Below are 26,566 nucleotides of genomic sequence, written 5' to 3'. Positions count from 1 at the left end.
GCCGCGCAGGGCGGTGGTGGCGTCGGCGACGGACAGGCCGGCGACGTCGGGGACGCTGCGCGGCCTGCCCTTGCTGACGACGAGGGCCACCGCTGCGTACAGGTCAGACCGAATCGTCGCGCGTCAGGCGCGTGAACGCGTCCAGGTTGCGCGTCGACTCGCCCCGCGCGGTCCGCCACGCGTACTCCTTGCGGATCGCGCTCGCGAAGCCCATCTCCAGCAGCGTGTTGAAGCTGCCGTCCGCGTGCTCCAGGACCGTGCCGAGGATCCGGTCGACCTCCTCCGCCGTCACGGCGGCCAGCGGCAGCCGGCCCACGAGGTAGATGTCACCGAGCCGGTCGACGGCGTAGGCCACGCCGTAGAGCCTGGTGTTGCGCTCCAGCAGCCAGCGGTGCACCGCCTCGTGGTTCTCGTCGGGGCAGCGCACGACGAAGGCGTTGACGGAGAGGGAGTGGTTGCCGACGACCAGGGAGACGGTCGTCGACAGCTTGCGCGTGCCGGGGAGCTTCACGACGTACGTGCCGTCGGCAGGGCTCTCCCATTCGAGGCCGGCCTCGCGGAGCGTCTGCTCGATGGTGGTCTTCGCGTCAGGCATGTGCCGAGCGTAGGCGACGGCGCCGTTCACCGATCGCTGCGGTGTACACGTCGGCGGTCGCGGCGGCGGCCGCGCCCCATCCGAAGGACTCGGCGTGCCGGGCGGCGGCCGCACCCATCCGGTCCACGAGCTGCGGCTCGTCGGCGAAGCGGCCCAGCGCGGCGGCGTAGTCGGCGGGGTTGTGGCCGTCGACGAGGAAGCCGCTGACCCCGTCGCGTACGGCCACGGGCAGCCCGCCGACCGACGCCGCGACGACCGGTGTGCCGCAGGCCTGCGCCTCGATGGCCACCAGGCCGAAGGACTCGCTGTAGGACGGCATCACGAGCACCGACGCCGCCCGGTACCAGTCGGCGAGCCGGTCCTGTCCGACGGGCGGCCGGAAGCGGACGACGTCGGCGATGCCCAGGCGGGCGGCCAGCTTCTGCAGCCCCTCGGGCTTGGCCATCCCGGAGCCGCTGGGGCCGCCGACCACCGGCACCACGATGCGCCGGCGCAGCGCCGGCTGCCGGTCCAGGAGCTCGGCGACCGCGCGCAGCAGGATGTCGGGGGCCTTGAGGGGCTGGATGCGGCCGGCGAAGAGGGGGATGAGGGCGTCGGCCGGCAGGCCCAGGCGCTCGCGGGCCGCGGCCCGGGGGCCGGCGGGCCGGAAGCGGTCGAGGTTCACGCCCGGGTGCACCACGGCCACCTTGGCGGGGTCGGCCTCGTAGTGGTGGATCAGCTCGCCGGCCTCGCCCTCGGTGTTGGCGATGAGCCGGTCGGCGGCCCGTACGATCTGCGTCTCGCCGATCACGCGGGCGGCGGGCTCGGGGGTGTCGCCCTCGGCGAGGGCGGCGTTCTTGACCTTGGCCATGGTGTGCATGGCGTGGACGAGCGGGACGCCCCAGCGCTCGGCGGCGAGCCAGCCGACGTGGCCGGAGAGCCAGTAGTGGGAGTGGACGAGGTCGTAGTGGCCGGGCCGGTGGCCGGCCCACGCCTGCATCACGCCGTGCGTGAAGGCGCACAGCTGCGCGGGCAGCTCCTCCTTGGCCAGGCCCTCGTAGGGGCCCGCGTCGATGTGCCGCACCAGCACGCCGGGGGCCAGCTCCACGCTGGGCGGGAGGGCGCCGGTGGTGGCGCGGGTGAAGATCTCGACCTCGATGTTGATGTCGGCGAGCCGCTTCGCGAGCTCGACGATGTAGACGTTCATGCCGCCGGCGTCGCCCGTGCCGGGCTGGTGCAGCGGGGAGGTGTGCACGCTCAGCATCGCGACGCGGCGGGGGCGGCGGGGCGTGCCCAGGCGCCGCAGCCGGTCCTTGGGGAACGTGCCGAGCGTCCGGCCGCGGCGGGCGCCGAGCCTGGCTGCGTACTGGCTCACCCTGTGTCCTCCGTCCGCCGAGTGTCCGTCCCCGTCCCTGGGGGCGCTCACCACCTGTCAACCAGTGCCAACGTCGCGGAGGCAGGCTCCCATTTCCACTTTGCCAAACAGTGACCCAGGCCGTTCCTCCCCCTGGCGGGGACGGCCTGGCGGGGCGAACGTCGCCGGTGGGCGGGGGTGGGAGGCGCGCGGGCGGCTTAGGCTCTATGCCCATGGCCGCCCGTACCGCCCCCGCCCACCGCCCGATCGGCTCGGCGACCCGCGGCACCACCAACCCCAACCGGCTGCGCCGCATGGACCGCTGGATCGCCGCCGCACACGCGGGCGCCCTGCGGCGCTCCGCGGACCCCGTCGTGGTGGACCTCGGCTACGGCGCCGCGCCCTGGACGGCCGTCGAACTGCTGGAGCGGCTGCGCCCGGTGCGGGCCGACGCCGAGGTCGTGGGCATCGAGATCGACCCGGCGCGGGTCGCGGCGGCCCGGCCGTACGAGCGGCAGGGCCTGTCCTTCGCGCACGGCGGCTTCGAGGTGCCGCTGCCGGCCGGCCGCAGGCCGCTGCTGATCCGGGCCGCGAACGTCCTCAGGCAGTACGACGAGGGCCAGGTCGAGGAGGTCTGGGCCCGCCTGTGCGGCCGGCTGGCCCCGGACGGGCTGCTGGTGGAGGGTACGTGCGACGAGATCGGCCGCCGCCACGTCTGGGTCGCGCTGGGCCCGGAGGGCCCGCGCACCATCACGTTCGCCGCCCGGCTGGGCTCGCTGGGCACGCCGTCCGACCTCGCGGAGCGGCTCCCGAAGGCGCTCATCCACCGGAACGTGCCGGGTGAGCCGGTGCACGCGTTCCTGCGCGACTTCGACCGGGCGTGGGCGGCGTTCGCACCGTACGGCGCGCTCAGCGCGCGCCAGCGCTGGATCCGCACGGCCGCCGCGCTGCGGGCGGACTGGCCCGTGACGGACGGGCCGCGGCGCTGGCGGCAGGGCGAGCTCACGATCGCCTGGTCGGCGCTGGCGCCGAAGGCCTGAGGCCCTCCCCGCGCCGTGAACCAGGCCTGGCGGATACGACGCGTCCCGCCGCGACGGCCGGTCCTACGGCCGTCACCGTCGCGGCGGGATCCGGCGTCCTCAGCCGCGCAGGGCCTTGCGCGTGCCGGAGCCGCCGGCGATCGGGATCTTGCGGGGCTTGGCCTGTTCCGCGACCGGGATGCGCAGGGTGAGGACACCCGCGTCGTAGGAGGCGTCGATCCGGTCGGCCTCCAGCGTGTCACCCAGGAAGAGCTGGCGGCTGAACGTTCCCGTGGGCCGCTCGTTGGCGATCAGCTCGGCGTCCTCGGGGGCCGACGGCGTCCGCTCGGCGTGGATGGAGACGACGTTGCGCTCGATGTCCAGGTCGATCGTCTCGGGGTCGACTCCCGGAAGGTCGAACTTGACCACGAACTCGTCGCCGGAGCGGTAGGCGTCCATCGGCATCGTCGTGGGCCGGGCCACCGTGCCGAACACCTGCTGGGTGAGGCGGTCGAGGTCACGGAAGGGGTCGGTACGCATGAGCATCACGGGTCACTCCTCTCAACTGACGTCAGGTGCGATGCCCTACGCCTTCTATATAGCTCGCGGAGAGGAAACTTGACAAGCCCTGACTCAACAAATCGCGCTGCCCCAGGTCAGCAGCAGCGCGTCCACCAACGGCCGGTCCCGGTCGTGGGTCAGCCGCTCCCGGGCCTCGGCGGGCGGCAGCCACAGCAGGCGGTCGACCTCCCGGCCGGGCTCGAAGGAGCCGCCGAGCGCCTCCGCCGCCCAGTAGCGGACCTCCTTGAGGCGCCCGGCCGCCACATAGCGGGCGCTCGGCAGGGGCGGGCCCAGCACGCAGTGCATGCCCGTCTCCTCCAGCACCTCGCGCACGGCGCCGGCCCTCGCGTCCTCGCCGCGCTTGAGCTTGCCCTTCGGCCAGGACCAGTCGCCGTACTTCGGACGGTGGACCAGCGCGAGCTCGATCCGCTCGCGCCTGCGCCACAGCACGCACCCCGCCGCCCGCACCGCCGGGCAGGCTCCGCTCACGGGGCCGCTCACGGCGCCGCCACCGCCAGCCGCTGCCAGATCCGCCCGAACGCGTAGCGCGCCGCCTCCACCTCGTGCCGCTGGTCCGCGTGCAGCACACCGAGCGCGTACGCCGTCGCCGGGGCGATGCGCGGCGTCCGGGCGGCGGCCGCGGCGGCCGCCGCCGCCCCGGCGGCCTCGCGGTGCCGGTCCAGGGCCTGGCCCGCGCCCAGCAACCGCACCGACAGCGACGGTTCCTCCTCGGCCTGGTGCTGCTCGTCGAGCACTTCCTGCGCGTACCGCCTCAGCCGCACCAGCCTGCGCACGTGGTGCCAGGGCGCATCCTGGCGCCCCTCCGCGGGCGGGGCGTCGGCGGCCGGTGTCGCCGCGAGACCGTGGACCAGCGCCTCCGCGTTGTACGGCAGGCCCGCCACCGACAGCGGCAGGGCGTCCACCGCGTCCATCAGCCGCCGGTGCGTCTGCTCCGCCAGGCAGGGCAGCGCCTCCCGGGCCAGCAGGTCGTGTGCGGCGGGATCCAGCGGCACCTCCGAGGCCAGCACGGCCACCGCGTCGGCCACGGCGTGGAAGCGCGAGGAGCCGAGGGCCTGCAGCGCCGCCGAGTGGGCGCGCGTACGGGCGAGCGTCAGCTGCCGGTCCAGCAGCGCACCGGCCCGGGCCGCCCCGACCGTCAGCCCGCCCCCGGACACCTCGGGCACCCCGCCCGGCGCGTCCGCCGCATCCGCTCCGGACAGCCGGTGCAGCGCCCCTCTCAGCCGGGCCAGCCGCGCCGCGTACGCGTACTCGCGCCCCAGCAGGTCGATGAGCCAGGCCAGCTCGCCGCGCAGCTGATCCGTCCATGCGGTGTCCGTCAGCGGCCGGTAGACGTGGAGCGTCCCGGCGACGCGCCGCGCGGAGCGCCGCAGCAGCCGCACCGCCTCGCCCGCGTCCTCCGCGCCGGAACCGCTCTCCGCGTGCAGCCGCAGGCTCCGCAGGAACTCCACGGCCTGCAGCTGCAGATAGCCGCAGAGGACGTCCCCCGCCGTCGTGACGTCCCGGGCGACGGGCACCCCGGCCGCAGCGGACCGTTTCGTCATCATCATTTCCTGCCCCCCGGGCGCGGTGACGGTAACCGGCGGGTCATGGGGTCGCTGAGCCACGCCGGCGCCTCCGGGCTTCTATGAGCATCTCCTGCACGTTCGGCAACGGCTGCCCGTCGGCGTCCGTGGCCTGCCGCGTCCAGTTGCCGTCCGGGCCGAGGTGCCAGGACGCGGTGCGGTCCGAGACCCCGAGCTCCAGCAGCCTGCTGAGCGAGGCCCGGTGGCCGGGGTCGGCGACGCGCACCAGCGCCTCGATGCGGCGGTCGAGGTTACGGTGCATCATGTCGGCGCTGCCCAGCCACACTTCGGGCTCGCCGCCGTTGCCGAACGCGAAGACGCGCGAGTGTTCCAGGAACCGCCCGAGGACGCTGCGCACCCGGATGTTCTCCGAGAGCCCCGCCACCCCCGGGCGCAGCGCGCAGATGCCACGCACCCATATGTCCACCGGCACCCCGGCCCGCGCCGCCCGGTAGAGGGCGTCGATGACGGCCTCGTCGACCATCGAGTTGACCTTGATGCGGACGTAGGCGGGCCGCCCGGCCCGGTGGTGCACGGCCTCCTTGGCTATGCGCGAGACCAGCCCGTCGCGCAGCGATCTGGGGGCGACCAGCAGCCGCCGGTAGGTCTCGCGCCGCGAGTAGCCGGACAGCCGGTTGAAGAGGTCGGAGAGGTCCGCGCCCACCTGCGGGTCGGCGGTCAGCAGCCCGAAGTCCTCGTAGATGCGCGCCGTCTTGGGGTGGTAGTTTCCGGTGCCCACATGGGCGTAGCGGCGCAGCGTCTCGCCTTCCTGCCGCACCACCAGCGACAGCTTGCAGTGCGTCTTGAGGCCCACCAGCCCGTAGACGACGTGGCAGCCGGCCTCCTCCAGCTTCCGGGCCCACTTGATGTTGGCCTGCTCGTCGAAGCGGGCCTTGATCTCGACGAGTACGAGCACCTGCTTGCCGGACTCCGCGGCGTCTATGAGCGCGTCCACGATCGGCGAGTCGCCGGAGGTCCGGTACAGGGTCTGCTTGATGGCCAGCACGTCCGGGTCGGCGGCGGCCTGTTCCAGGAAGGCCTGCACGGAGGTGGAGAACGAGTCGTAGGGGTGGTGCAGCAGCACGTCCCGCTCGCGCAGCGCCGCGAAGATGTCGGGCGCCGACGCCGACTCCACCTCGGCCAGGTCGCGGTGCGTGCCGGCCACGAACGTGGGGTACTTCAGCTCGGGCCGGTCCAGCGCGCCGATGGCGAAGAGCGCGGTGAGGTCGAGCGGGCCGGGCAGCGGATAGACCTCGGCGTCGGAGACCTTCAGCTCGCGCACCAGCAGATCGAGGACGTACGGGTCGATGGTCTCCTCGACCTCCAGCCGCACCGGCGGGCCGAAGCGGCGGCGCATGAGCTCCTTCTCCAGCGCCTGGAGCAGGTTCTCCGCGTCGTCCTCCTCCACCTCCAGGTCCTCGTTGCGGGTCACGCGGAACATGTGGTGCGCGAGCACCTCCATGCCCGGGAACAGCTCCTCCAGGTGCGCCGCGATGACGTCCTCCAGCGGGACGTAGCGCTGCGGGGAGGCCTCCAGGAACCGCGGCAGCAGCGGCGGCACCTTCACGCGCGCGAAGTGGTCGTGCCCGCTGACGGGGTTGCGTACGACCACGGCGAGGTTGAGCGAGAGTCCGGAGATGTACGGGAAGGGGTGGGCGGGGTCGACGGCGAGGGGGGTCAGCACGGGGAAGATCTGCTGCCGGAAGAGGGTGAAGAGCCGGCCCTGCTCCTTGTCCGTCAGCTCGGCCCAGCGGATCAGGTGGATGCCCTCGTCGGCCAGCTCGGGGGCGACGTCCTGCTGGTAGCAGGCCGCGTGCCGGGCCATGAGCTCGCGCGAGCGCGTCCAGATCAGCTCCAGCACCTCGCGGGGCTGCAGCCCGGAGGCCGAGCGGGTGGCGACGCCGGTGGCGATGCGGCGCTTGAGGCCCGCGACGCGGACCATGAAGAACTCGTCGAGGTTGCTGGCGAAGATCGCCAGGTAGGACGCCCGCTCCAGGAGGGGAGTGGCCGGGTCCTCGGCCAGCTCCAGCACCCGCTCGTTGAACGCCAGCCAGCTGCGCTCGCGGTCCAGGAAGCGGCCCTCCGGCAGCGCCTCGGCGTCCGCCGCGGCCGGGCCCTCGTACGCCGCCAGGTCCTGTCCGAGGTCGGGTACGCCCGCCACGACCGCCGCCTTCGGCCGGTGGGCGGCGATGAACCCCACCGAGTCGGTGTTGTCACGTGCGTGGGCGTTCGCGCCGGACGACTGGCTCATGCCTTCATTGTTCCGCGCCGGACCCGGGACAGGCGCGTCGGAAAGGGACGCGGGTGCGGCGCGTGGCCTTCTTTCGGTTGCGCGGGGCGCGGCGGGCTGCATGGGCCAAGGCTCGCAACCGAGGTTGAATCACGGGTAACGCCCACGTGACGTGCGGGGGTCCGGCACCGGGGCTCCGCCCCGGGCCCCGGCGATCGAGGCGAGCCCCACCGCTCACGCGCAGCGGCGCCGCAGCAGCCAGAAGGCCGCACCGCCCACCAGCCCGGCCAGGGCGACCGTGATGCCCGCCTCGGCCCACTGCATCGGCCACAGATGCGAAGCCGGGTGGTAGTCCACGTACCACCCGGTAGCCCCGTGCTGCGCTAGGCAGTCCTCGGGGCTCACCCCGACGCCGCAGTCCGGCTCGGCGATCCGCCCGCCGTCCTGCCCGATCATTCCGCGCTGGGTGAACCACTCACCGCCGTCGCGGACCAGCTCCGGCATGTCGGCGGACAGCTCGGTGACGGGGCCGGTCAGCTTCTGCCGCAGGGATCCCAGCGCCCCCGTCACCAGGTAGACGGTGAGGGCGGTGGCGCCCATGGCGGCCACCGTGCGGCCCAGCAGCAGGCCGACGACGGCCCCGACGGCCAGCGCGAGCAACGACTGCGCGACGGGCACGGGCCCGACCATGTCGTACGACCGGAACCACCACTGGCCCGGCACCAGGCCGACGGGCAGCTCCCGCCACACCCAGGTGTAGACGGCCGACAGCAGCGAGAGGCCGGCGAGGACGGCCAGCCCCGGCACGGCGAGCTTGACCGCGAGCCAGCGCAGCGGCGAGAGGGACTGCGTCCACGCCAGCTTGTACGTACCGCTCTCCAGCTCGCGCGCGATCAGGGGCCCCGCGACGAACGCCCCGGTCATGACCGGCAGGAGCTCGATGAGCCTGCCTATGTAGTGCAGCGGGTCGGCGAGGTTGCCGCGGAAGGTGTCGACGGTCCCCTGCATGGCCGGCTTGCAGGCCGCATCCGTCGTGCAGGCGGCTTCCAGGTCGTTCGCGTCAACGTAGTCGACGATCGCGAAGCGCAGCGTCACCAGCAGCGCGAGGAGGGCGATCAGCCCGCCGAGCGCGAACCATGCCGTGCTGCGGTGCTGGCGCAGCACCAGCCAGGCCGGTCCGCGCAGCCCGGGCCCGCCCCGGCCCGCTCCGGCGCCCGCTCCGGCGGCTGCCGTCGTCGTGGCCCTCATGCCGCCGCCTTCGGGGAGAAGTCGCGCGGCTCGGCGCTCGGCGTGATGAGCGCGGGGGCGCCGGGGGCGCGGAGGTGGGCGAGGATGAGCTCCTCCAGGGATGGCTCGGCGGTCTCCCAGTGGCCGCGGACCGGGCCGTCGTGCCGTATGAGCGCGGTGAGCTGACGCCCCGTGGTCCGCGCCTCGACGATCGTGTGGGCCGCGAACTCCCGCGGGGTGCCGGCGTCCTCGTACCGGCCCATGACGAGCCGGTGTGCGAAGACGAGGTCCTCGACCTCGCCCGCGAGGCGCACCCGGCCGCCGGATATCAGCAGCAGGTAGTCGCAGACGCCCTCGAGCTCGGCCAGGACGTGGGAGGCCATGACGACGGTGGTGGAGTTCTCGGCCGCCTCGGTCATCAGCGCGGCCATCGTCTCGTGGCGCACCAGGGGGTCGAGGTCGCTCATCGGCTCGTCCAGCAGCAGCAGTTCGGGGCGCTTGCCGAAGGCGAGGGCGAGCGCCACGCGCGTGCGCTGGCCGCCGGAGAGGGAGCCGACGCGCGCGTGGGGCGAGAGGTTTCCGGCGTGGACGAGCCGCTCGGCGGCGGCCTGGTCCCAGCGGCCGGGGTTGAGCGCGCGGCCCATGCGCAGGGTGTCGGCCACCGTGAAGCTCGCGTACAGCGGCTTGTCCTGGGCGAGGTAGGCCACGCGGGGGCGGACGCCCGGGTCGGCCGGTTCGCCGCCCAGGACGCGCAGCCGGCCCTCGGTGGGCCGGCGCAGGCCCGCCGCGAGGGCCAGCAGGGTGGACTTGCCCGCGCCGTTGGGGCCGACGAGGGCGCAGACCCGTCCGGCGGGCAGCCGGAACGAGCAGTCGCGCAGCGCCCGGTCGCGCCGGTACCTCACCCCCAGGCCGACCGCCTCCAGGGCGGTCCGGTCGGGGAGGAACGTCAAATCGGTCATGCGGGTCCCCTCGCTCACGTGGTGCCGGTCCCGGGCGTCGCGCGGTCCCCGCCGTGCCGGTCGTCGAAGCAGGTGCTGTCGAGTACGGAGGCGACCAGCGCGGTCACGTCCTCCCGGTCGAGGCCGGCGGCGCGGGCCCGGTCCATCCAGTCGGCCAGTTCGGCGCGCAGCGGCGAGTCGGCGGCGGCTTCCGGCCGCGCCAGCGAGCGCCGTACAAACGTCCCCAGTCCGGGGCGCGCCTCGACCAGGCCCTCGCGGTCGAGTTCGCGGTAGGCCTTCAGGACGGTGTTGGGGTTGATGGCAGTGGCCGCGACGACCTCTTTGGCCGTGGGCAGCTTGTCGCCGGGGGCGAGCAGGCCGAGTCGCAGGGCTTGTCGGACCTGCTGGACGATCTGCAGATAGGTGGCGACGCCGCTGCGCCGGTCGATGCGGAACTCGACCACGCGCATCACCCTTCCACTAATTGACTAGTGAAAGGGTGATGGAGGGGTTCGTGCCCTGTCAACCGAGGAAGGAAGAGGCGCACTCTCGGGGCGGCTCTCGGGGACAGCTCTCGGAGCGGCTCTCGGCGAGGGGCGGCTCGGCGTCAGCTCTCCGTGCGGTACATCAGGTCCGTCTCGTGCGTCGCGAACCCCAGCCGCTCGTACACGGCGACGGCCGGCAGATTGTCGGCGTCCACGTAGAGCATCGCCGTCGGCAGCCCCTGCCCCGCCAGGTGCCGCAGGCCGATCGCGGTCAGCGCCTTGCCCAGGCCGCCGCCCTGCGCCCCGGGCCGTACGCCCAGGACGTACACCTCGCCGAGGCCGTCGTCGGCGTGGACCTTCGTCCAGTGGAAGCCGATGATCCCGCCCGCCCTCTCGGCCAGGAAGAAGCCCTTCGGATCGAACCAGGCCTCCCCCTTCCGGTCGTCCAGGTCGCGCTGGTTCAACGACCCCTGCTCGGGGTGGTGCGCGAACGCGGCCGCGTTCACGGCGAGCCAGGCCGCGTCGTCCTCACCGGGCCGGAAGGTGCGCACGCTCACGCCCTCGGGCAGTACGGGCTCGGGGAGGCCGAGGTCGTGCAGCGTGCGCCGCATCTGCCGCAGCTCGCGGAAGAGACTCAGCCCCAGCACCTGCGCGAGGTGCCGGGCGGCGGGGTGGCCGCCGTGCGCCCACACGCGCAACCGCTTGCCGGACTCGCCGAGCAGGGCAACCCCCAGCGCCCGCCCGTGCCCGCTCCCCCGGTGCTCGGGGTGCACCACGAACTCCCCCGCAGGGGCCTCCACCGGGTCGCTGTCCTCCAGCTGCCCGTAACCCACCAGCACCCTGTCCGCATCGCTCAGCAGGACGTGCCGCACGCCCTCGCGCCGCCCCTTGAGCTGCAGGCGTCCCTGCTCCGAGACGGCCGGCTGACCGTCCACGGCCGCGGCCTCCCCGATCAGCCGCAGCACGTCCCGCACCTGCTCCGGCGCCAGTTCGTCCAGCACCGCGATCCGCCGCTGTCCGCTCACGTCATTCACCACGTCGCTCATGGGGCGAGCCTACGACCCTGGCACGTCACCCTTCCGTTACCTCTCCCCTCCTGCCGCGCTACGCGCGTCAACCGTATGCTGCGCCCGACCCGATACACCCCCAGCACCTTCACAAAGGGGAACGCATGCCCGCGAAGTCGCTGCCTCGACGCAAGCGCCTCGCCCTCACACGGCTGACCGCCACCACCGCCGTACTCGCCGCGACCGCCGGGGCGCTGGCCGTCACGGCGCTCCCGGCGGGGGCACACGACCGCGGCCACGGGAACGGCCGCACCGTGGACGTACAGCTGCTCTCGTTCAACGACCTGCACGGCAACCTCGAGCCCCCGCAGGGTTCCTCGGGCACCGTGACGGAGAACCAGGCCGACGGCACGAAGAAGGTCATACCCGCCGGCGGCGTGGAGTACCTCGCCAACTCCCTGCGCACGGCCCGCAGGGGCCACGAGTACTCGATCACCGCCGCGGGCGGCGACATGATCGGCGCCAGCCCGCTGATGACCGGCCTCTTCCACGACGAGCCGACGATCGAGGCGCTCAACAAGATCAAGCTGGACGCCACCTCCGTCGGCAACCACGAGTTCGACGAGGGCCGCGCCGAACTGCTGCGCATGCAGCGCGGCGGCTGCCACCCGAAGGAGGGCTGCTTCGAGAAGGGCAAGACCTTCAAGGGCGCCGACTTCCCCTATCTCGCCGCGAACGTCTCCGACGAGAAGACCGGCAAGCCGATCCTCAAGCCGTACACGGTCTGGCAGCACAAGGGCGTCAAGATCGGCATCATCGGTCTGACCCTGAAGGGCACGCCCGACGTCGTCACGGCGGAGGGCGTCAAGGGCCTGAAGTTCGCCGACGAGGTCGCGACGATCGACAAGTACGCCAAGGAACTCGACCGCCAGGGCGTGAAGTCCATCATCACCCTGGTCCACGAGGGCGGCATGCCCGCGTCCGGTTCGTACAACTACGACTGCGACACCCCCGGCGCGGGCGCGGGCATCTCCGGTGCCATCGTCGACATCGCGAAGAAGGTCACCCCGAAGGTCGACGCCTTCGTCACCGGCCACACCCACCAGGCCTACGCCTGCACCATCCCCGACCCGTCGGGCGCCCCGCGCACGGTGACCTCGGCCGCGTCGTTCGGCCGCCTGTACACGGACACGACGCTGACGTACGACCGGCGCACGAAGGACATCGTCCGCACGAGCGTCAAGGGCCCGCACGCCACGAACCACGTCGTGGACCGCGAGCAGCCCAAGGCCGCGGACATGACCAGGCTCATCGACCGCTGGAAGACCCTCGCGGCCCCGGTCGCCAACAAGCCCGTCGGCTACATCTCCGCCGACATCAACGGCCGCGGTTCGGAGGCGTACGAGCAACCGCTCGGCGACGTCATCACGGACGCCCAGCTCGAAGGCCTCGCGGCCGCCGACAAGGGCGGCGCCCAGATCGCCTTCATGAACCCGGGCGGCATCCGCTCGGACCTGGCCCACAAGGCCTCCGGCGCCGAGGGCGACGGCGTCGTGACCTACGGCGAGGCGTTCACGGTCCAGCCCTTCACCAACATGATGCAGACCAAGGACCTCACCGGCGCGCAGCTGCTGGCGGCCCTGCAGCAGCAGGTCAGCGGCCCGAACGAGGCCCAGCCGAAGGTCCTCCAGGTCAGCAGGGGCCTCACGTACACGCTGGATCTGACGAAGAAGGGCGCCGACCGCATCGTCGCGTCCTCGGTGAAGCTCAACGGCACGCCCGTCGAGGCGGGCAGGACGTACCGCGTCGCGGCGAACGAGTTCCTGATGGGCGGCGGCGACGGGTTCCCGGCGTTCAAGGAGGGCACGAACAAGCGCGTGGGCGCCTCGGACCTCGACGTGTTCGTCGCCTACCTGACGGCGCACTCGACGAAGGAGGCACCGCTGGCGCCGCCGAAGGGTGACCGGATCACGGTGATCAAGCCGTAGTCCCTTCCGGCCGGGACCGGACGGGCGGGACAGGTCCGCCGCCGGACCGGCCTTGGGGGGCGGGGCACGGTCCCCGCCCCCCCATGACGTTTGTGGCAGGGGCGCTTCCGGGCTGCCGTGGCGCGCACGGTGGTGTGCGCGGGCGCTCGCGGATGCAGATGCTCCTACGGCGAGGGCGACTGTCGTTTATCAGCCAATCCGGCGGAAAGGACTGGTCTGCCCACCGCGCCTGATCTACCGGGAGAGCCCTTGAAGACGGCTGCCCCGGCAAGGACCGGCACCGGCTCGATTCGACTGTCCCAGCCGCACAGTCGTGCAGCCGCGGCCCGGCCGCCGGACAGCGGGAGCCTTCATCGCACCTGGGCGGCGGTGGGGGCTCCCGCTCCGTCGGGGACGTCCCGGCATACGGTCACCAAGGACGTGCCAAACGGCGCGCAGGTAGCCTCCCCCGGGCAGGAAGGGAGCAGCCATGCGTGACAGCGGAGCGAGGATACGGGTCCGCCCGGCGGCGAGCGGCGACCTCGGTGAGCTCACCGCGATCTACAACCACTACGTGGTCCACACCCCCGTCACCTTCGACATCGAGCCCGTCACCGTCGACGAGCGCCGCGCGTGGCTCGAAGCCCACCCCGCCACCGGCCGCCACCGGCTGCTGGTCGCAGAGGAGGCGGGCACGGTGCTCGGCTACGCCTCCAGCGGCCCCTTCCGGGACAAGCAGGCCTACGAGACCTCGGTGGAGACCAGCGTCTACCTCGGTCCCGGACGCACGGGCCGCGGCCTGGGCGCCCTGCTCTACGACGCGCTGTTCGAGGCCCTGGCCCGCGAGGACGTCCACCGCGCCTACGCGGGCATCACCCAGCCCAACGTGGCGTCGATGCGGCTGCACGAGCGCTTCGGCTTCCGCCCGGCGGGCGTGCTTCAGCAGGTGGGGCGGAAGTTCGGCACCTACTGGGACGTGGCCTGGCTGGAGCGGCGGCTCGGCCAAGGGGAAAGCAGCCCCCGGCGCAACGGCTGAAAACCGCCCTGCCTCCCGTGCGTACGGATGCTAAGACTCCTGTTCGGACAAGGCATCAGGATTTTGTCGGGTACTCGCGGTAGCCCTTGCGCCCGGGACCGCCATGCGTGGTGGGATGTGGCGATGCGAACCCCCACACGCATACCCACCCGGCCCCCGAACCCCTACGAAGAGCTCGCCGCGCTCGCCGACCCGGACTACGCCGAACCGGCCGAGCCGCCCCTTTTACTCACGGGCGACGAGGAAGAGCCCTGGTCCCCGCCCGACCACCGGCGCAGGCGCCGCGGCAGGCGCCGCGGTGGCAGCAGGCGTCGCCCGCCCAGCCCCCTGCGCACGTACCGCCGCGCGGCGAAGTGGCTGTTCATCCTGGGCGCCTGCACGGTGTTCCTCGTGCTGGCCGACCGGTGTGCGGTGATGTACGCGGAGAAGAAGGCGCAGCAGAAGCTGCAGCAGTCGCTGCACCTGGCGGCCCAGCCGCAGGTGGACATCCATGGCTTTCCGTTCCTGACGCAGGTGCTGGCCAAGCGCCTGAAGCAGGTCGACGTCACCGTCCCCGACGTCGCCGCTGACCGGGTGTCGCTCGCCAAGGTACGGGCGAGCGCCCGCGACGTCCGGCTCACCGGGAGCCTGTCGGCCGGTGTCCGGGGTGCGGTCGTGGGGGACCTCGGGGGAAGCGTGCTGCTCTCCTTCGAGGACATGAACCGTGAACTGGGTGCCTCGCAGGTACGGTTCAGCGACCTCGGCGGCAACGCCATCAGCGCCGAGGGGCGGCTGTCCGTCGCCGGCCAGGAGCTGCGGCTACAGGCGCAGGCCCGGCTGCGCCGCGACGGCGACCGCGCCGTCTCCACGGACATCGACGGCATGAGCCTGGACATCCCCCGCATCGCCACCTACCGGCCCGGTTCCGATGCCGGTTCCGGTTCCGATGCCGGCTCCGGCAAAAGCCTCACCCTTCACCCCGAGGCCGCCGGCCGCCTCAGCCGCGACGCCGCGCGCGTGAAGGACCTGCTCTCCGTCCCGGCCGTCGCCGCCCGGCTCGGAGTGAGCGAGGACGACGTGGCCGTCGCCCTGCGCAGCGAGGAGAGGCTGGGGGAGATCACAGGGGCGCCCCGGTTCGTGGCGGACCTGACGCGGGTCAACCTCGTCGACGTCGTCGTCGAACACCCCTGGCTGCTGGAGAAGGTGGGCATCGACCCGGAGCTGCTCACCGCTCTCACCCGCCTCCAGCCGCCTGCCCTGACCGACCGCCTCTCCCTCTCCTTCCGCCTTCCCCCACAGGCCGAGGACTGCACCTGCGCGAGGTCACCGTCCAGCGCGACGGCATCCGGGTGGAGCTGTCGGCCGCCGGGCTGCGGCTCGGCGAGGGAGGCGTCAGGCGATAGGCGGCGGCTCCGTCGCCGCGCCCGGCAACCGGACGGCGGCCACGGTGCCGCCGCCCTCCGCCGCGTGCAGCGTCACCTCGCCGCCCGCCTGCCGGACGGTCTGGGCGACGATCGACAGGCCCAGCCCGCTTCCGGGCAGGCTGCGGGCCGTCGGTGACCGCCAGAACCGGTCGAAGACATGCGGGAGTTCATCGGCCGGAATGCCCGGGCCGTGGTCGCGTACGGTCAGCTCGCCCTTCACCAGACGGACCTCGATCACACCACCCGCGGGGCTGAACTTCACCGCGTTGTCGAGCAGGTTCACCACCGCCCGCTCGAGCGCGGCCGGCTCGGCCCGCACGTACCACTTGTCGATCTCCGCATCGATCGACAGCCCGGACCCGGCGGCCCGCAGCCGTGCCCGGCCCACCGCCCGCCCGGCCGCCTCGTGCAGCGCAACCACCTGCAGCGGGCCGCCGCCCGGCCCGTCCGGGCGGGAGAGCTCCTGCAGGTCGCCGATGAGCGCGGCCAGCTCCGTCATCTGCGCCTTGACGCTCGCCAGCAGCTCCTTGCGGTCCTCGGGCGGGATCGCCCGGCCCGTCTCCTCGCTCCGCGCCAGCAGGTCGATGTTCGTCCGCAGCGACGTCAGCGGGGTGCGCAGCTCGTGGCCCGCGTCCGCGATGAGCTGCTGCTGCCGGTCACGGGAGGAGGCGAGGGCGGCCGTCATGGAGTTGAACGAGCGCGAGAGGCGGGCGATCTCGTCGTCGCCCTCCACGGGGATGCGCACCGCCAGGTCCTCGGTGCGGGCGATGTGCTCGACCGCGCCCGTCAGCCGGTCCACCGGCCGCAGCGCCGCCCGTGCGATCCACAGGCCGGCCGTCGCCGCACCCAGCACGCCCACCCCGGCCGTGATGACGAGCACCAGCGCGAGGGCGTTGAGTGGCTTGCCGATCTCGCTCACCGGCTGCGCGATGGAGACAGCCGTGTTCGGCAGGCGTTCACTGCGGTACGTCGCAACGCGCATCTCCTGCCCGTCCGCCGCCCGGCTGTCGTGCAGCACCTCGTCCACACGGCCCGCCGCGACCGCCACGTCGTCCTCGGTCACCCTGATCGAGGACTTGCCCGGCGTCGTGCAGACCAGGCCACCGGCCGTGACGACCTGGACCGTGTACGAGCCGGGGGCCGGCGGCAGCCCGGAGGGGTTCGTGCCGCAGCTCTGGACGAGCACCTGGACGGACCTGTCGTCAACGCGCTGACTGGTCAGCGTTGTGTCCCGCTGGTGGCTGAGCTGCTGCTCGGTGACCAGCCAGCACGCGCCCGCCGCCAGCGCCACCGCCACCGCGACGGCCGCCGCCGTCAGCAGGGCCAGCCGCGAGCGCAGCGGCAGCCTGCGGTATCTGCTGATCATTCCGCGCCGCCGCCCATGGCACCGGCACCCCCGGCACCGCCGTCGGCCCGCAGGACGTAGCCCACCCCGCGCACGGTGTGCACCAGCCTCGGCTCGCCGCCCGCCTCGGTCTTGCGGCGCAGGTACATCACATAGACGTCCAACGAGTTGGACGAAGGCTCGAATTCAAACCCCCAGACGGACTTGAGGATCTGTTCCCTCGTCAGCACCTGCCTGGGGTGCGCCATGAACAGCTCCAGCAGCGTGAATTCCGTCCTCGTCAGCTCCACCCGGCGGGCGCCGCGCGTCACCTCGCGCGTCGCGAGGTTCATGCGCAGGTCGGCGTAGGACAGTGGCTGCGTGTCGGCCGCGGCGGTGGCGGCAGGCGTCGCGTAGGAGCTGCGGCGCAGCAGCGCGCGGATGCGGGCCAGCAGTTCGTCCAGTTCGAAGGGCTTGACCAGGTAGTCGTCCGCGCCGGCGTCGAGCCCGGTGACCCGGTCCCCCACGGTGTCGCGGGCGGTCAGCATCAGGATCGGTACGGTCACGCCGGAGGCGCGCAGGCGCCGGGCGGCGGTGAGGCCGTCCATACGCGGCATCAGCACGTCGAGCACGATCAGCTCCGGGTCGTACGCCGCGACCTTCTCGACCGCGTCGAGCCCGTCGACGGCCGGCTCCGTGTCGTAGCCCTCGAAGACGAGGCTGCGGCGCAGCGCCTGGCGGACGGCGGGCTCGTCGTCCACGATCAGGATGCGGGCGCTCTGGTCGCCGTGCTCGGCGGGGCTCATCGGCTTACCTCACGGGTGTGCATCGGTGGCGGCGGTCCTTCTCAGCCTCGCACGCCGCCACGGGGGCCGGGCTCAGCTGCCACTGCCGCCCGCCCGCAGCTTGGCCAGGTCGGCCTTGACGGTGTTGACCGGAATGGCGAAGCCCAGGCCGATGCTGCCCGCCGAGTCGCTCGCGCCGCTCCCCGAACCGGCCGGCTTCATCGCAGAGTTGATGCCGACGATCTCGCCGTTCATGTCGATGAGCGCGCCGCCGGAGTTGCCGGGGTTGAGGGAGGCGTCGGTCTGGATGGCCTTGTACGTGGTCTTGGACGAGCCCGTGTCGCCGTTGTACTGGTTGCCGCCGAACTCGAACGGCCACTGCGGGACCCCGCGCTCCTGCTGGGCGCGCCCCTGCTCCTTGGACACGGTGACGTCGCGGTTGAGGGCGGAGACGATGCCGCTGGTGACCGTGCCGGTGAGGCCCTCGGGCGAGCCGATGGCGACGACCTGGTCGCCGACCTTGATCTTGCCGGAGTCGCCGAGAGCGGCGGCCTTCAGACCCTTGGCGCCCTGCACCTTGAGGAGGGCGAGGTCCTTGTCGGGGTCGGTGCCCACGACCTTGGCGGTCCTGGTGCTGCCGTCGCTGAGGGTGACCTGGACGGTGTCGGCGCCGGCGACGACGTGGTTGTTGGTGATCACTTCGCCGTCGCCGGTGATGATCACGCCGGAGCCGGTGGACTGGCCGGAGGACGTGGCCGCCTTGATCTCCACGATGCTGGGGCTGACCGCACCGGCCACCGCGGAGACGCCGGTGCCCTTGGTGGAGGCGTTCTGCACGGGCGTGGACCGGCTGGTGCCGTGCTTGCCGTTCGTCAGCTCGCCGACGAGGGCGGCGGAGCCGCCGCCGACGAGCGCGGCGACCAGAGCACAGGCCGCGAGCAGCCGGACCGGGCGCTTGCGCTCGGCCCTGTGCCCGGGCGCGGCCACCGGGGCCTGCTCCTCGAAGTGGGCGTACGGGGAGTAGGCCGGGGGCGCCGGGTACTGGTGCTCGTTTTCCGTCATGCCTATGACTGTGCTCCGTGCAGATGAGAACAGTCTGAGTACGCACTGAGAAGGGGTGCAGAAGGGTGTTCGGTCCGGGTAAGACCGTCAGCCCCCGCAGCCGCAGGAGCGGCGGATCACCAGGCGGGAAGGGAACTGCTTCAGGCGCTCGCGGCGGGAGCCGGCCACGCGGAGGCCGTCGTCCAGGACCAGGTCGACGGCCGAGCGGGCCATGGCCTGGCGGTCGGAGGCGACGGTCGTCAGGGGCGGGTCCGTGAGGGCCGCCTCCTTCACGTCGTCGAAGCCGGCGACCGCCAGCTCGCCCGGCACGTCGATGCGCAGCTCGCGGGCGGCGCGCAGGACGCCGATGGCCTGGTCGTCGGTGGCGCAGATCAGGGCCGGGGGCCGGTCCGGGCCGGCCAGGAGCTGGAGGGCGACCTTGTAGGCGTCGTAGCGGTTGTAGGGGGCCTGGAAGAGCCGGCCCTCCAGGGACTTGCCGGCCTCGCGCATGGCGCGCCGCCAGCCCTCGACGTGGTCGGTGACCGGGTCGCCCACGGTCGGGGTCTCCTCCGTGCCGCCGAGGCAGGCCACGTAGGGGTGGCCGTGCTCCAGGAGGTGGCGGGTGGCGAGCTGGGCGCCGCCGATGTCGTCCGTGACGACGGCCACGTCGTCGATCGCGTCGGGCCGGCGGTGCATCAGGACCACGCGGGCGTCCCAGGCGTCGATCTCGATCGCGGCGTGCTCGCTGGGGCCCTGGCTGATGAGGATCAAGCCGGAGACCCGCATGCCCAGGAAGGCCCGCAGGTAGTGCACTTCGCGCTCGTCGAGGTAGTCGGAGTTCCCGACGAGGACCATCTTCCCGCGCTCGGACGCCGCCTGCTCGACCGCGTGCGCCATCTCCGCGAAGAAGGGCTGGCGCGCGTCCGGGACGATCAGGCCTATGAGGTCCGTCCGTCGTGACGCCATCGCCTGGGCGACCCGGTCGGGCCGGTACCCCAGCTCCTTGATCGCGGCCAGCACTCGCTCCCGCGTCGCCGGAGCCACCGGGCGCGGTCCATTGTTGATGACGTAGCTGACGACCGCGGTCGACGTCCCCGCAAGCCTCGCCACATCGTCCCGCGTCACCTTGGCCACGGCGGCAGTCTACGCGGGTCCACCTACCGTTTCACCGGGCGTGCGGGCTCGGTTCCGACAGCTCGCGGCTGCTCCTTCCGCGACGGCCCGCCCGCCCCGGCCGACGGCTCGGCCGCGCCCTTGGACCTGCCCTCCTCCGCCGGGCGCTCGGCCTTCTCCGGCTTCTCCGGGAGGACGAAGCGGTAGCCGACGTTGCGGACCGTGCCGATGAGGGACTCGTGCTCGGGGCCGAGCTTGGCGCGCAGCCGCCGTACGTGGACGTCCACGGTGCGCGTACCGCCGAAGTAGTCGTAACCCCAGACCTCCTGGAGGAGCTGCGCCCGGGTGAAGACGCGGCCGGGGTGCTGTGCGAGGTACTTCAGGAGTTCGAATTCCTTGAAGGTCAGGTCGAGGACCCGGCCCTTGAGCTTGGCGCTGTACGTCGCCTCGTCCACGGAGAGGTCGCCGGTGCGGATCTCCATGGGGCTGTCGTCCATGGTGATCTGCTGACGGCCCATGGCCAGCCGCAGCCGGGCCTCGACCTCGGCCGGGCCCGCGGTGTCGAGCAGGACGTCGTCGACGCCCCAGTCCGCGGTGACGGCGGCCAGGCCGCCCTCCGTGACGACGAGGATCAGCGGACAGCCGGGGCCGGTGGAGCGGAGCAACTGGCACAGGCTGCGTACGTGGGGCAGGTCACGGCGGCCGTCGATCAGTATGACGTCGGCGCCGGGGGTGTCCACGAGGGCGGGGCCCTCCGCGGGGGCCACGCGCACGCTGTGCAGCAGCAGGCCGAGTGCGGGAAGCACCTCGGCCGACGGCTGGAGGGCGTTGGTCAGGAGCAGCAAGGAACTCATCGGCTGCCTCCCGCCTCGGTCGTACGTCCCGTTCGGCTCTTGGTCTTCTCTCGTGCGCTTCGCTCGCCCATTGCGTCGGTTCCTCCTCGGTCCCTGCGAGGACGGTGGGGCACTGCTCGTCGTCCGAATGCACAAAAGGACCCGGGGGCTACTCTGCCCGGATCCTCTCTGCCCAGCAGAATAGCCCAGATGACTTTCGGAGGGACGGACGATTTTGCACGAGCTTGTGTTTCGTCGGTCACTTCGAGTGGTCATCGCACCGCCCTCTTGACAGCGGACGGTGTGCGGGCGGAGGCCGCGCAGGCGCCCTGACGGCCCCTTCAGGGTCCAGTCTGCCGCGCGGCGGGCGGCTCGCGCTCCAAGGGCGGAGAGACGGCGCGGTGCAGCACACCGGGCGCACCGGGGCACGCGCCGGAGCACGCGCCCCCCGCCCGGCCCCGGCCGCCCCGCGCCGACCGACTGCCGGCCCGACCCGTTCCGGCCTGCCCGACCCGTTCCGGGCCGCCCGGCCGGCTACGCCCCCTCCACCGCCACCGGCTGCGCGAACTGCGCCGCGTACAGCCGGGCGTACGCCCCGTCCGCCGCGAGCAGCGACTGGTGGGTGCCCTGCTCCACGATGCGGCCGGATTCCATCACCAGGATCAGGTCCGCGTCGCGGATGGTGGAGAGCCGGTGGGCGATCACGAAGCTCGTCCGTCCCGTGCGCAGCTGGTTCATCGCATGCTGGATCAGTACCTCCGTCCGGGTGTCGACGGAGCTCGTCGCCTCGTCCAGCACCAGGATCTCCGGCTCGGCCAGGAACGCCCGGGCGATGGTGATCAGCTGCTTCTCGCCGACGCTGACGTTGGAGCCCTCGTCGTCGATGACCGTGTCGTAGCCGTCGGGCAGGGTGCGGACGAAGCGGTCCACGTGGGTGGCCTTCGCCGCTTCGACGATCTTGTCGAGGGAGGTGCCCTCGGGCGCCCCGTAGGCGATGTTGTCCGCGATCGTGCCGCCGAAGAGCCAGGTGTCCTGCAGCACCATGCCGATGTGGGAGCGCAGCTCCTCCCTGCTCATGGCGGCGATGTCCACGCCGTCGAGCAGGATGCGGCCGCTGCCCACCTCGTAGAACCGCATCAGCAGGTTGACCAGCGTGGTCTTGCCCGCGCCGGTCGGGCCGACGATGGCGACGGTCTGTCCCGGCCGCACGGCCAGGGACAGGTCCTCGATGAGCGGCCTGTCCGGCTCGTAGCGGAAGGAGACCTTCTCGAAGGAGACCTGGCCGCTCACCTGCCCGGGCCGCTGTGCGTCGGCCGCGTCGGCGGACTGCTCGTCGGCGTCGAGCAGCTCGAAGACGCGCTCGGCGGAGGCGATGCCGGACTGGACCAGGTTGGCCATGGACGCCACCTGCGTGAGCGGCTGGCTGAACTGCCGGGAGTACTGGACGAACGCCTGCACGTCACCGATCGACAGCGAGCCGCTGGCCACGCGCAGCCCGCCGACGACCGCGACGAGCACGTAGTTGAGGTTGCCGATGAACATCATCGCGGGCTGGATCAGGCCGGAGATGAACTGCGCCTTGAAGCCGGCGGTGTACAGCTCCTCGTTCTCCTTGCGGAAGATCTCGGCGGACTCCTTCTGCCTGCCGAAGACCTTCACCAGGGAGTGGCCGGTGTACATCTCCTCGATGTGGGCGTTGAGCTTGCCCGTCGACTTCCACTGGGCGACGAACTGCGGCTGCGCGCGCTTGCCGACCTTCGTGGCGACGACGACCGACACCGGCACGGTGACCAGCGCGACCAGCGCCAGCAGCCAGGAGATCCAGAACATCATCGCCAGCACGCCGACGATGGTCAGCACCGAGGCCATGATCTGGCTCAGGGTCTGCTGCAACGTTTGCGCGATGTTGTCGATGTCGTTGGTGGCGCGGGAGAGGACCTCGCCGCGCTGCTGCTTGTCGAAGTAGCTCAGCGGCAGCCGGCCCAGCTTCTCCTCGACGTCCTCGCGCAGCCGGAAGACGGCCCGCTGGACGACGTTCGTGGCGATGCGGGCCTGAATGAACATGAACAGCGAGGCGCCGACGTAGATCAACAGCACCCACAGCAGCACCGAGCCGACCGCGTCGAAGTCGATCCCCTGGCCGGGGGTGAAGTCGACGCCGCCCAGGACGTCGGCTATCCGCCCGTTGCCCTGCTCCCGCATCCGGTCGAGGGCCTCGGCCTTCGAGGTGCCGGACGGCACCTGCTTGCCGACGACCCCGGCGAAGATGAGGTCGGTGGCACGGCCGAGGATCTTCGGGCCTATGACGCTCAGCGCGACGCTGGCGAGGCCGAGGAACAGCGCGACGACGATGGCGGGCCGCTCCGGGCGCAGCTGCGCCAGCAGCCGGCGGCTGGAGCCGCCGAAGTCCATGGACTTCTCGGTGGGCTGGCCGCCCATGAAGCGCCCGATGCCGGCCGCGGGGGCCGGCCCTCTGCGCTGCGGGGTGCCGGCGGCCGCGCCGCCGGGCTTGTCGCCGGGCTTGCCGCCCGGCCTGTCGGGGGACGTCACGCCGCCTCCTCCTCGGTGAGCTGGGAGAGCACGATCTCCCGGTACGTCTCGTTCGTCCCCATCAGTTCGGTGTGGGTACCGGTGCCGACGACGCGGCCCTCGTCCAGGACCACGATGCGGTCGGCGTCGCGGATGGTCGATACGCGCTGCGCGACGATGAGGACCGTCGCGTCGCCCGTCTCCCGGGCCAGCGCGGCCCGCAGGCGGGCGTCGGTGGCGTAGTCGAGCGCGGAGAAGGAGTCGTCGAAGAGATAGATCTCCGGCCTGCGCACCAGGGCGCGGGCGATCGCCAGGCGCTGGCGCTGGCCGCCGGAGACGTTGGTGCCGCCCTGGGCCACCGGCGCCTCCAGCCGCCCCTCCATCGCCTCGACGAAGTCACGGGCCTGCGCGGTCTCCAGCGCCTGCCACAGCTCCTCGTCGCTCGCGTCGGGACGTCCGTAGCGCAGGTTCGAGGCGACGGTGCCGGAGAAGAGGTACGGCTTCTGCGGTACGAGCCCGACCGCCTCGGCCATCATGACCGGGTCCAGGTCGCGCACGTCCGCACCGTCGACGAGCACCGTGCCGGCCGTCGCGTCGAACAGGCGCGGGATCAGGCCCAGGAGGGTCGACTTGCCGCTGCCGGTGGAACCGATGACGGCCGTGACCTCACCGGGCCGCGCGACGAGCGAGACGTCCTTGAGGACCGGCTCCTCGGCGCCCGGGTAGCCGAACCCGACCCCGCGCAGCTCCAGATGGCCGCGCCCGCGGAGCTCGGTGACCGGCATCACGGGCGGCACCACGCTGGAGTCGGTGGCCAGGACCTCCTGGATGCGCTCGGCGCAGACCTCGGCGCGCGGCACCATCATGAACATGAAGGTGGCCATCATGATGGCCGTCAGGATCTGCATGAGGTAGCTGAGGAACGCCGTCAGCGCGCCGATCTGCATGCCGCCGCTGTCGATGCGGTGGGCGCCGAACCACACGACGGCGATCGAGGAGAGGTTCACGACCAGCATCACGGACGGGAACATCAGCGACATCAGCCGCCCGGCCCGCAGGGAGACGTCCATCAAGTCGGCGTTGGCGCCCCGGAATCGTTTCCGCTCATGGGTGTCCCGGACGAAGGCGCGGATGACGCGGATGCCGGTGATCTGCTCGCGCAGCACACGGTTGACGGTGTCGATGCGCTCCTGGACCCCGCGGAACAGCGGCCGCATCCGCCAGACGATCAGCGACACGATGAGCCCCAGCGCCGGCACGATGCCCAGCAGCAGCCCGGACAGCGGAACGTCCTGGTTGAGCGCCATCGCGATGCCGCCGACGCACATGATCGGCGCGGACACCATGAGGGTGAACGTCATCAGGGCCAGCATCTGGACCTGCTGGACGTCGTTGGTGGTCCGGGTGATCAGCGAGGGCGCGCCGAAATGCCCCATCTCTCGCGCGGAGAAGGACTGCACCCGGTCGAAGACCGCGCCCCTCAGGTCGCGGCCGACCGCCATGGCCGTACGGGCTCCGTAGTAGACGGCGCCGATGGCGCAGACGATCTGCGCGAGGGTGACGGCGAGCATCAGCCCGCCGGTCTGCAGGATGTAACCGGTGTCGCCCTTGACGACGCCTTTGTCGATGATGTCCGCGTTGAGGGTGGGCAGATAGAGCGTCGCGAGAGTCTGCACGAGCTGCAGGAGCACGACTATCGCGATGGCCCCGGAGTAGGGCCGCAGATGGGCCCGGAGAAGTCGTACCAGCACACAGGCAGCCTATGCGAGCACCGCTCCGGACTGCCTCTCCTTTACCGGCTGGGGAGCGTGCCCCGCCCGGCACCCGTCATCATGGTGGGGCGGCAGGAAGCCGGAAAGAACGGAAGGGGTCGCTGTGGCGACGACACACCCGGCACGGCCGGCTCTGCCGGCACAGCTGCCGGCGGAGCCGGGGCCGCCGGAACCACCGGCCGGCACGATCCGGTACTGGGCCGCGGCCAAGGCCGCCGCGGGCGCCGCCGAGGAGCCGTACGCGGCGCGCACGCTCGCGGACGCGCTGGCCACGGCCCGGCGGCGGCACGCGGACGAGCCTGAGTTCGCGCGGGTACTCTCGCGCTGCTCGTTCCTCGTGGACGGCGACCCCGTCGGTACGCGCGACCACTCGACGGTCCAACTGGCCGAGGGCGGCACCGTCGAGGTGCTCCCGCCCTTCGCAGGAGGGTGACCCCGCCAGCATGAGCGATCAGCATCATCACAACCCGTACGAGCAGCCGTACGAGCCGTACCGGCCCTACGAGCCGTACGAGCAGCCGTACGAATCCAGTACAGACCGCCAGGACAGGGTGGGACAGCCGTCGTACGACTACCCGTACGACCCGCAGGCCCACGCCCAGCAGCAGGCCCCGCATCAGCCGCAGGGGCCCGAGGCCTGGCCGCAGCACGCCTACCGGGCACAGGAGGAGCCGGTCACCCAGACCTGGCAGACCCGGACCTGGGACGCGCAGAGCTGGCAGCAGCAGCAACCACCCGGCCCGGCGCCGGCCGCCGAGCCCTCGTACGAGTCGCCGTGGCCCGCCGGCGGGGCCACCGGTGCCGCGGCCTGGTCGCAGCAGCAGCAACCGGCGGCGTACGGGGCACCGGCCGCGGCCGTGCCCGCGCCGGTACCGGCGGCGCACGTGGCCGTGGCGGAGTCCGACGCGCCGCAGGCCGGTGCCGGGCCGGAGGCCGGGCGGGCGATGACGGCCGCCGAGAAGGCGAAGGCCGAGGGCCGGTCGCAGATCCTCTCCCCGGGCCTGCGGCCCGCGCTGGTGACGTCCTTCCTCGCCGTGCTGCTGGCCGTCACGGCGCCGCTGGCGCGGCCCGCGCTGGCCGTGCCGGTCGTGCTGCTGCAGGCGGTGACGGCGGCCGGCTGGTTCCGGCTGAACGGCATGTGGCCGGCCCGGCAGGGCATCGCGCTGGCGTTCCTGGGCGGTGTGGTCGCCGACATCGCCCTGCTGGCCACGGACACCGTGAAGGCGCCGACCGTCCTCCTCGGGACGCTCGGCGTATGGATTCTGCTGGTCGTCGTGCTCCAGCTGCGCAGCCATGCCTCGCCCGACGAGCGGCTGTACGGGCTGACGGCCGCCACCGCCTCGGCCGCCCTGGCGGTCATGGCCGCCGGTCACCTCGCGGCCGACCCCGACGCGGTCGTCGCCGGCTCGGCCGGCGTGGCCGCGGCCGTGCTGGCGCGGGCCCTGCCGCTGCCGTCGGTCGCCGCCCCCGTCGTCGCGCTGATCGCGGCCGCGGGCGCGGGCATCGCGGGCGGCCGGCTGACCGGCATGGGCGCTTCCGCCGCACTGCTGGGGCTGGCGGCCGGGGCGTGCGCGCTGATCGGGCTGCGGGTGGCGAGCTACGACTACCCGTCCCGTTTCGTCCACATGACGGCGGGCGTGGCCCTGCCGCTGGCTCTCGCCGCGCCGGCGGTCTATGTGCTGGGGCGGGCGCTGGGGTAGGCGATGTCCTCAAGCGCCGGACGGGCTGCGATGCCTGGCCCCGACGGTGCTGGTGAGCCGGACCCCGCTCGACGAAACCCTCGCC

22 protein-coding genes and 1 pseudogene are annotated in these 26,566 nt (G+C 72.7%); 6 read left to right on the top strand and 17 right to left on the bottom strand.

What is annotated here, in order from left to right:
* Positions 1–103: 103 nt before the first annotated feature.
* A complete protein-coding gene (locus tag AB0F13_RS27140) occupies positions 104–595 on the bottom strand; it encodes a YbjN domain-containing protein (protein WP_362087615.1) in 492 nt (163 codons plus the stop codon).
* Complete coding sequence (mshA, locus tag AB0F13_RS27135; protein ID WP_362087624.1) at positions 588–1,880, bottom strand: D-inositol-3-phosphate glycosyltransferase; 1,293 nt, start codon at positions 1,878–1,880, stop codon at positions 588–590. Before mshA ends, AB0F13_RS27140 begins: the two co-directional genes overlap by 8 nt.
* Positions 1,881–2,161: 281 nt before the next feature.
* Here mshA and AB0F13_RS27130 point away from each other — a divergent pair, with 281 nt between their 5' ends.
* Positions 2,162–2,968, top strand: coding sequence for a class I SAM-dependent methyltransferase (locus AB0F13_RS27130; RefSeq protein ID WP_362087612.1), 807 nt, complete (start codon positions 2,162–2,164; stop codon positions 2,966–2,968).
* 99 nt (positions 2,969–3,067) lie between these two features.
* On the opposite strand, the gene AB0F13_RS27125 is transcribed toward AB0F13_RS27130, so the two are convergent.
* From AB0F13_RS27125 to mshD, 8 genes are all read right to left on the bottom strand, one after another.
* Positions 3,068–3,493, bottom strand: coding sequence for an Hsp20/alpha crystallin family protein (locus AB0F13_RS27125; protein WP_362087609.1), 426 nt, complete (start codon positions 3,491–3,493; stop codon positions 3,068–3,070).
* An 87-nt stretch (positions 3,494–3,580) separates the two neighbouring features.
* Positions 3,581–4,009 carry an NUDIX hydrolase gene (locus AB0F13_RS27120; RefSeq protein ID WP_362087606.1) on the bottom strand — a complete coding sequence of 143 codons (429 nt, stop codon included), beginning with the start codon at positions 4,007–4,009 and terminating at the stop codon, positions 3,581–3,583.
* Entirely contained in the window at positions 4,006–5,070 is a 1,065-nt protein-coding gene (locus AB0F13_RS27115) for a CHAD domain-containing protein (protein ID WP_362087603.1), read from the bottom strand. Before AB0F13_RS27115 ends, AB0F13_RS27120 begins: the two co-directional genes overlap by 4 nt.
* 43 nt (positions 5,071–5,113) lie before the next feature.
* The gene (locus tag AB0F13_RS27110; protein WP_362087600.1) at positions 5,114–7,342 is read right to left on the bottom strand and encodes an RNA degradosome polyphosphate kinase; all 2,229 of its coding nucleotides are present in this window, start codon (positions 7,340–7,342) and stop codon (positions 5,114–5,116) included.
* Positions 7,343–7,555: 213 nt separating this feature from the next.
* Positions 7,556–8,569, bottom strand: coding sequence for a hypothetical protein (locus tag AB0F13_RS27105; RefSeq protein WP_362087597.1), 1,014 nt, complete (start codon positions 8,567–8,569; stop codon positions 7,556–7,558).
* The gene (locus tag AB0F13_RS27100; RefSeq protein ID WP_362087594.1) at positions 8,566–9,507 is read right to left on the bottom strand and encodes an ABC transporter ATP-binding protein; all 942 of its coding nucleotides are present in this window, start codon (positions 9,505–9,507) and stop codon (positions 8,566–8,568) included. Before AB0F13_RS27100 ends, AB0F13_RS27105 begins: the two co-directional genes overlap by 4 nt.
* 14 nt (positions 9,508–9,521) lie before the next feature.
* Positions 9,522–9,956 carry a GntR family transcriptional regulator gene (locus AB0F13_RS27095; RefSeq protein ID WP_362087591.1) on the bottom strand — a complete coding sequence of 145 codons (435 nt, stop codon included), beginning with the start codon at positions 9,954–9,956 and terminating at the stop codon, positions 9,522–9,524.
* A gap of 137 nt (positions 9,957–10,093) precedes the next feature.
* Positions 10,094–11,017 (bottom strand): mycothiol synthase, encoded by a 924-nt coding sequence (gene mshD, locus AB0F13_RS27090; protein ID WP_362087588.1) that lies wholly within the window; start codon positions 11,015–11,017, stop codon positions 10,094–10,096.
* Positions 11,018–11,142: 125 nt separating this feature from the next.
* On the opposite strand from mshD, the gene AB0F13_RS27085 reads away from it, so the two are divergent.
* From AB0F13_RS27085 to AB0F13_RS27075, 3 genes and pseudogenes are all read left to right on the top strand, one after another.
* The gene (locus AB0F13_RS27085; RefSeq protein WP_362087585.1) at positions 11,143–12,966 is read left to right on the top strand and encodes a bifunctional metallophosphatase/5'-nucleotidase; all 1,824 of its coding nucleotides are present in this window, start codon (positions 11,143–11,145) and stop codon (positions 12,964–12,966) included.
* Between the two features lie 469 nt (positions 12,967–13,435).
* A complete protein-coding gene (locus AB0F13_RS27080) occupies positions 13,436–13,981 on the top strand; it encodes an N-acetyltransferase family protein (protein ID WP_362087582.1) in 546 nt (181 codons plus the stop codon).
* Between the two features lie 27 nt (positions 13,982–14,008).
* Positions 14,009–14,764 (top strand): annotated as a pseudogene (locus AB0F13_RS27075) (DUF2993 domain-containing protein); the annotation flags it as partial.
* 588 nt (positions 14,765–15,352) lie between these two features.
* Here the strand turns inward: AB0F13_RS27075 and AB0F13_RS27070 are convergent.
* The 7 genes from AB0F13_RS27070 to AB0F13_RS27040 form a co-directional block, all read right to left on the bottom strand.
* A complete protein-coding gene (locus tag AB0F13_RS27070) occupies positions 15,353–16,750 on the bottom strand; it encodes a HAMP domain-containing sensor histidine kinase (protein WP_362087579.1) in 1,398 nt (465 codons plus the stop codon).
* On the bottom strand, positions 16,747–17,514 hold the full coding sequence (locus AB0F13_RS27065) for a response regulator transcription factor (protein ID WP_362087576.1): 768 nt from the start codon (positions 17,512–17,514) through the stop codon (positions 16,747–16,749). Before AB0F13_RS27065 ends, AB0F13_RS27070 begins: the two co-directional genes overlap by 4 nt.
* Before the next feature lie 72 nt (positions 17,515–17,586).
* Positions 17,587–18,555 carry a trypsin-like peptidase domain-containing protein gene (locus AB0F13_RS27060; protein ID WP_362087573.1) on the bottom strand — a complete coding sequence of 323 codons (969 nt, stop codon included), beginning with the start codon at positions 18,553–18,555 and terminating at the stop codon, positions 17,587–17,589.
* Between the two features lie 87 nt (positions 18,556–18,642).
* Positions 18,643–19,668 (bottom strand): LacI family DNA-binding transcriptional regulator, encoded by a 1,026-nt coding sequence (locus AB0F13_RS27055; protein ID WP_362087570.1) that lies wholly within the window; start codon positions 19,666–19,668, stop codon positions 18,643–18,645.
* A gap of 23 nt (positions 19,669–19,691) precedes the next feature.
* Entirely contained in the window at positions 19,692–20,501 is an 810-nt protein-coding gene (locus tag AB0F13_RS27050; protein WP_362087567.1) for a response regulator transcription factor, read from the bottom strand.
* 513 nt (positions 20,502–21,014) lie between these two features.
* Positions 21,015–22,919: an ABC transporter ATP-binding protein gene (locus AB0F13_RS27045; RefSeq protein ID WP_362087621.1), complete on the bottom strand. Its 1,905-nt coding sequence runs from the start codon at positions 22,917–22,919 to the stop codon at positions 21,015–21,017.
* 107 nt (positions 22,920–23,026) lie between these two features.
* Positions 23,027–24,760 carry an ABC transporter ATP-binding protein gene (locus AB0F13_RS27040; RefSeq protein WP_362087564.1) on the bottom strand — a complete coding sequence of 578 codons (1,734 nt, stop codon included), beginning with the start codon at positions 24,758–24,760 and terminating at the stop codon, positions 23,027–23,029.
* 166 nt (positions 24,761–24,926) lie between these two features.
* Between AB0F13_RS27040 and AB0F13_RS27035 the strand changes: the two genes are divergently transcribed.
* Complete coding sequence (locus AB0F13_RS27035; protein WP_362087618.1) at positions 24,927–25,214, top strand: MoaD/ThiS family protein; 288 nt, start codon at positions 24,927–24,929, stop codon at positions 25,212–25,214.
* A 10-nt stretch (positions 25,215–25,224) separates the two neighbouring features.
* The gene (locus AB0F13_RS27030) at positions 25,225–26,481 is read left to right on the top strand and encodes a hypothetical protein (protein ID WP_362087561.1); all 1,257 of its coding nucleotides are present in this window, start codon (positions 25,225–25,227) and stop codon (positions 26,479–26,481) included.
* Positions 26,482–26,566: the final 85 nt, after the last annotated feature.

Origin of the sequence: Streptomyces sp. NPDC026206 (assembly GCF_040638465.1) — a bacterium.
Lineage (GTDB): Bacteria > Actinomycetota > Actinomycetes > Streptomycetales > Streptomycetaceae > Streptomyces.
This window is presented reverse-complemented; position numbering and strand designations above follow the sequence as displayed.

What these genes read in the sequence shown, in the direction of transcription:
- AB0F13_RS27140 (WP_362087615.1), bottom strand. Translation starts at nt 595, where the DNA reads ATGCCTGACGCGAAGACCACCATCGAGCAGACGCTCCGCGAGGCCGGC.
- AB0F13_RS27130 (WP_362087612.1), top strand. Translation starts at nt 2,162, where the DNA reads ATGGCCGCCCGTACCGCCCCCGCCCACCGCCCGATCGGCTCGGCGACC.
- AB0F13_RS27125 (WP_362087609.1), bottom strand. Translation starts at nt 3,493, where the DNA reads ATGCTCATGCGTACCGACCCCTTCCGTGACCTCGACCGCCTCACCCAG.
- AB0F13_RS27115 (WP_362087603.1), bottom strand. Translation starts at nt 5,070, where the DNA reads ATGACGAAACGGTCCGCTGCGGCCGGGGTGCCCGTCGCCCGGGACGTC.
- AB0F13_RS27110 (WP_362087600.1), bottom strand. Translation starts at nt 7,342, where the DNA reads ATGAGCCAGTCGTCCGGCGCGAACGCCCACGCACGTGACAACACCGAC.
- AB0F13_RS27105 (WP_362087597.1), bottom strand. Translation starts at nt 8,569, where the DNA reads ATGAGGGCCACGACGACGGCAGCCGCCGGAGCGGGCGCCGGAGCGGGC.
- AB0F13_RS27100 (WP_362087594.1), bottom strand. Translation starts at nt 9,507, where the DNA reads ATGACCGATTTGACGTTCCTCCCCGACCGGACCGCCCTGGAGGCGGTC.
- AB0F13_RS27095 (WP_362087591.1), bottom strand. Translation starts at nt 9,956, where the DNA reads ATGCGCGTGGTCGAGTTCCGCATCGACCGGCGCAGCGGCGTCGCCACC.
- mshD (WP_362087588.1), bottom strand. Translation starts at nt 11,017, where the DNA reads ATGAGCGACGTGGTGAATGACGTGAGCGGACAGCGGCGGATCGCGGTG.
- AB0F13_RS27085 (WP_362087585.1), top strand. Translation starts at nt 11,143, where the DNA reads ATGCCCGCGAAGTCGCTGCCTCGACGCAAGCGCCTCGCCCTCACACGG.
- AB0F13_RS27080 (WP_362087582.1), top strand. Translation starts at nt 13,436, where the DNA reads ATGCGTGACAGCGGAGCGAGGATACGGGTCCGCCCGGCGGCGAGCGGC.
- AB0F13_RS27070 (WP_362087579.1), bottom strand. Translation starts at nt 16,750, where the DNA reads ATGATCAGCAGATACCGCAGGCTGCCGCTGCGCTCGCGGCTGGCCCTG.
- AB0F13_RS27065 (WP_362087576.1), bottom strand. Translation starts at nt 17,514, where the DNA reads ATGAGCCCCGCCGAGCACGGCGACCAGAGCGCCCGCATCCTGATCGTG.
- AB0F13_RS27060 (WP_362087573.1), bottom strand. Translation starts at nt 18,555, where the DNA reads ATGACGGAAAACGAGCACCAGTACCCGGCGCCCCCGGCCTACTCCCCG.
- AB0F13_RS27050 (WP_362087567.1), bottom strand. Translation starts at nt 20,501, where the DNA reads ATGAGTTCCTTGCTGCTCCTGACCAACGCCCTCCAGCCGTCGGCCGAG.
- AB0F13_RS27045 (WP_362087621.1), bottom strand. Translation starts at nt 22,919, where the DNA reads ATGGGCGGCCAGCCCACCGAGAAGTCCATGGACTTCGGCGGCTCCAGC.
- AB0F13_RS27030 (WP_362087561.1), top strand. Translation starts at nt 25,225, where the DNA reads ATGAGCGATCAGCATCATCACAACCCGTACGAGCAGCCGTACGAGCCG.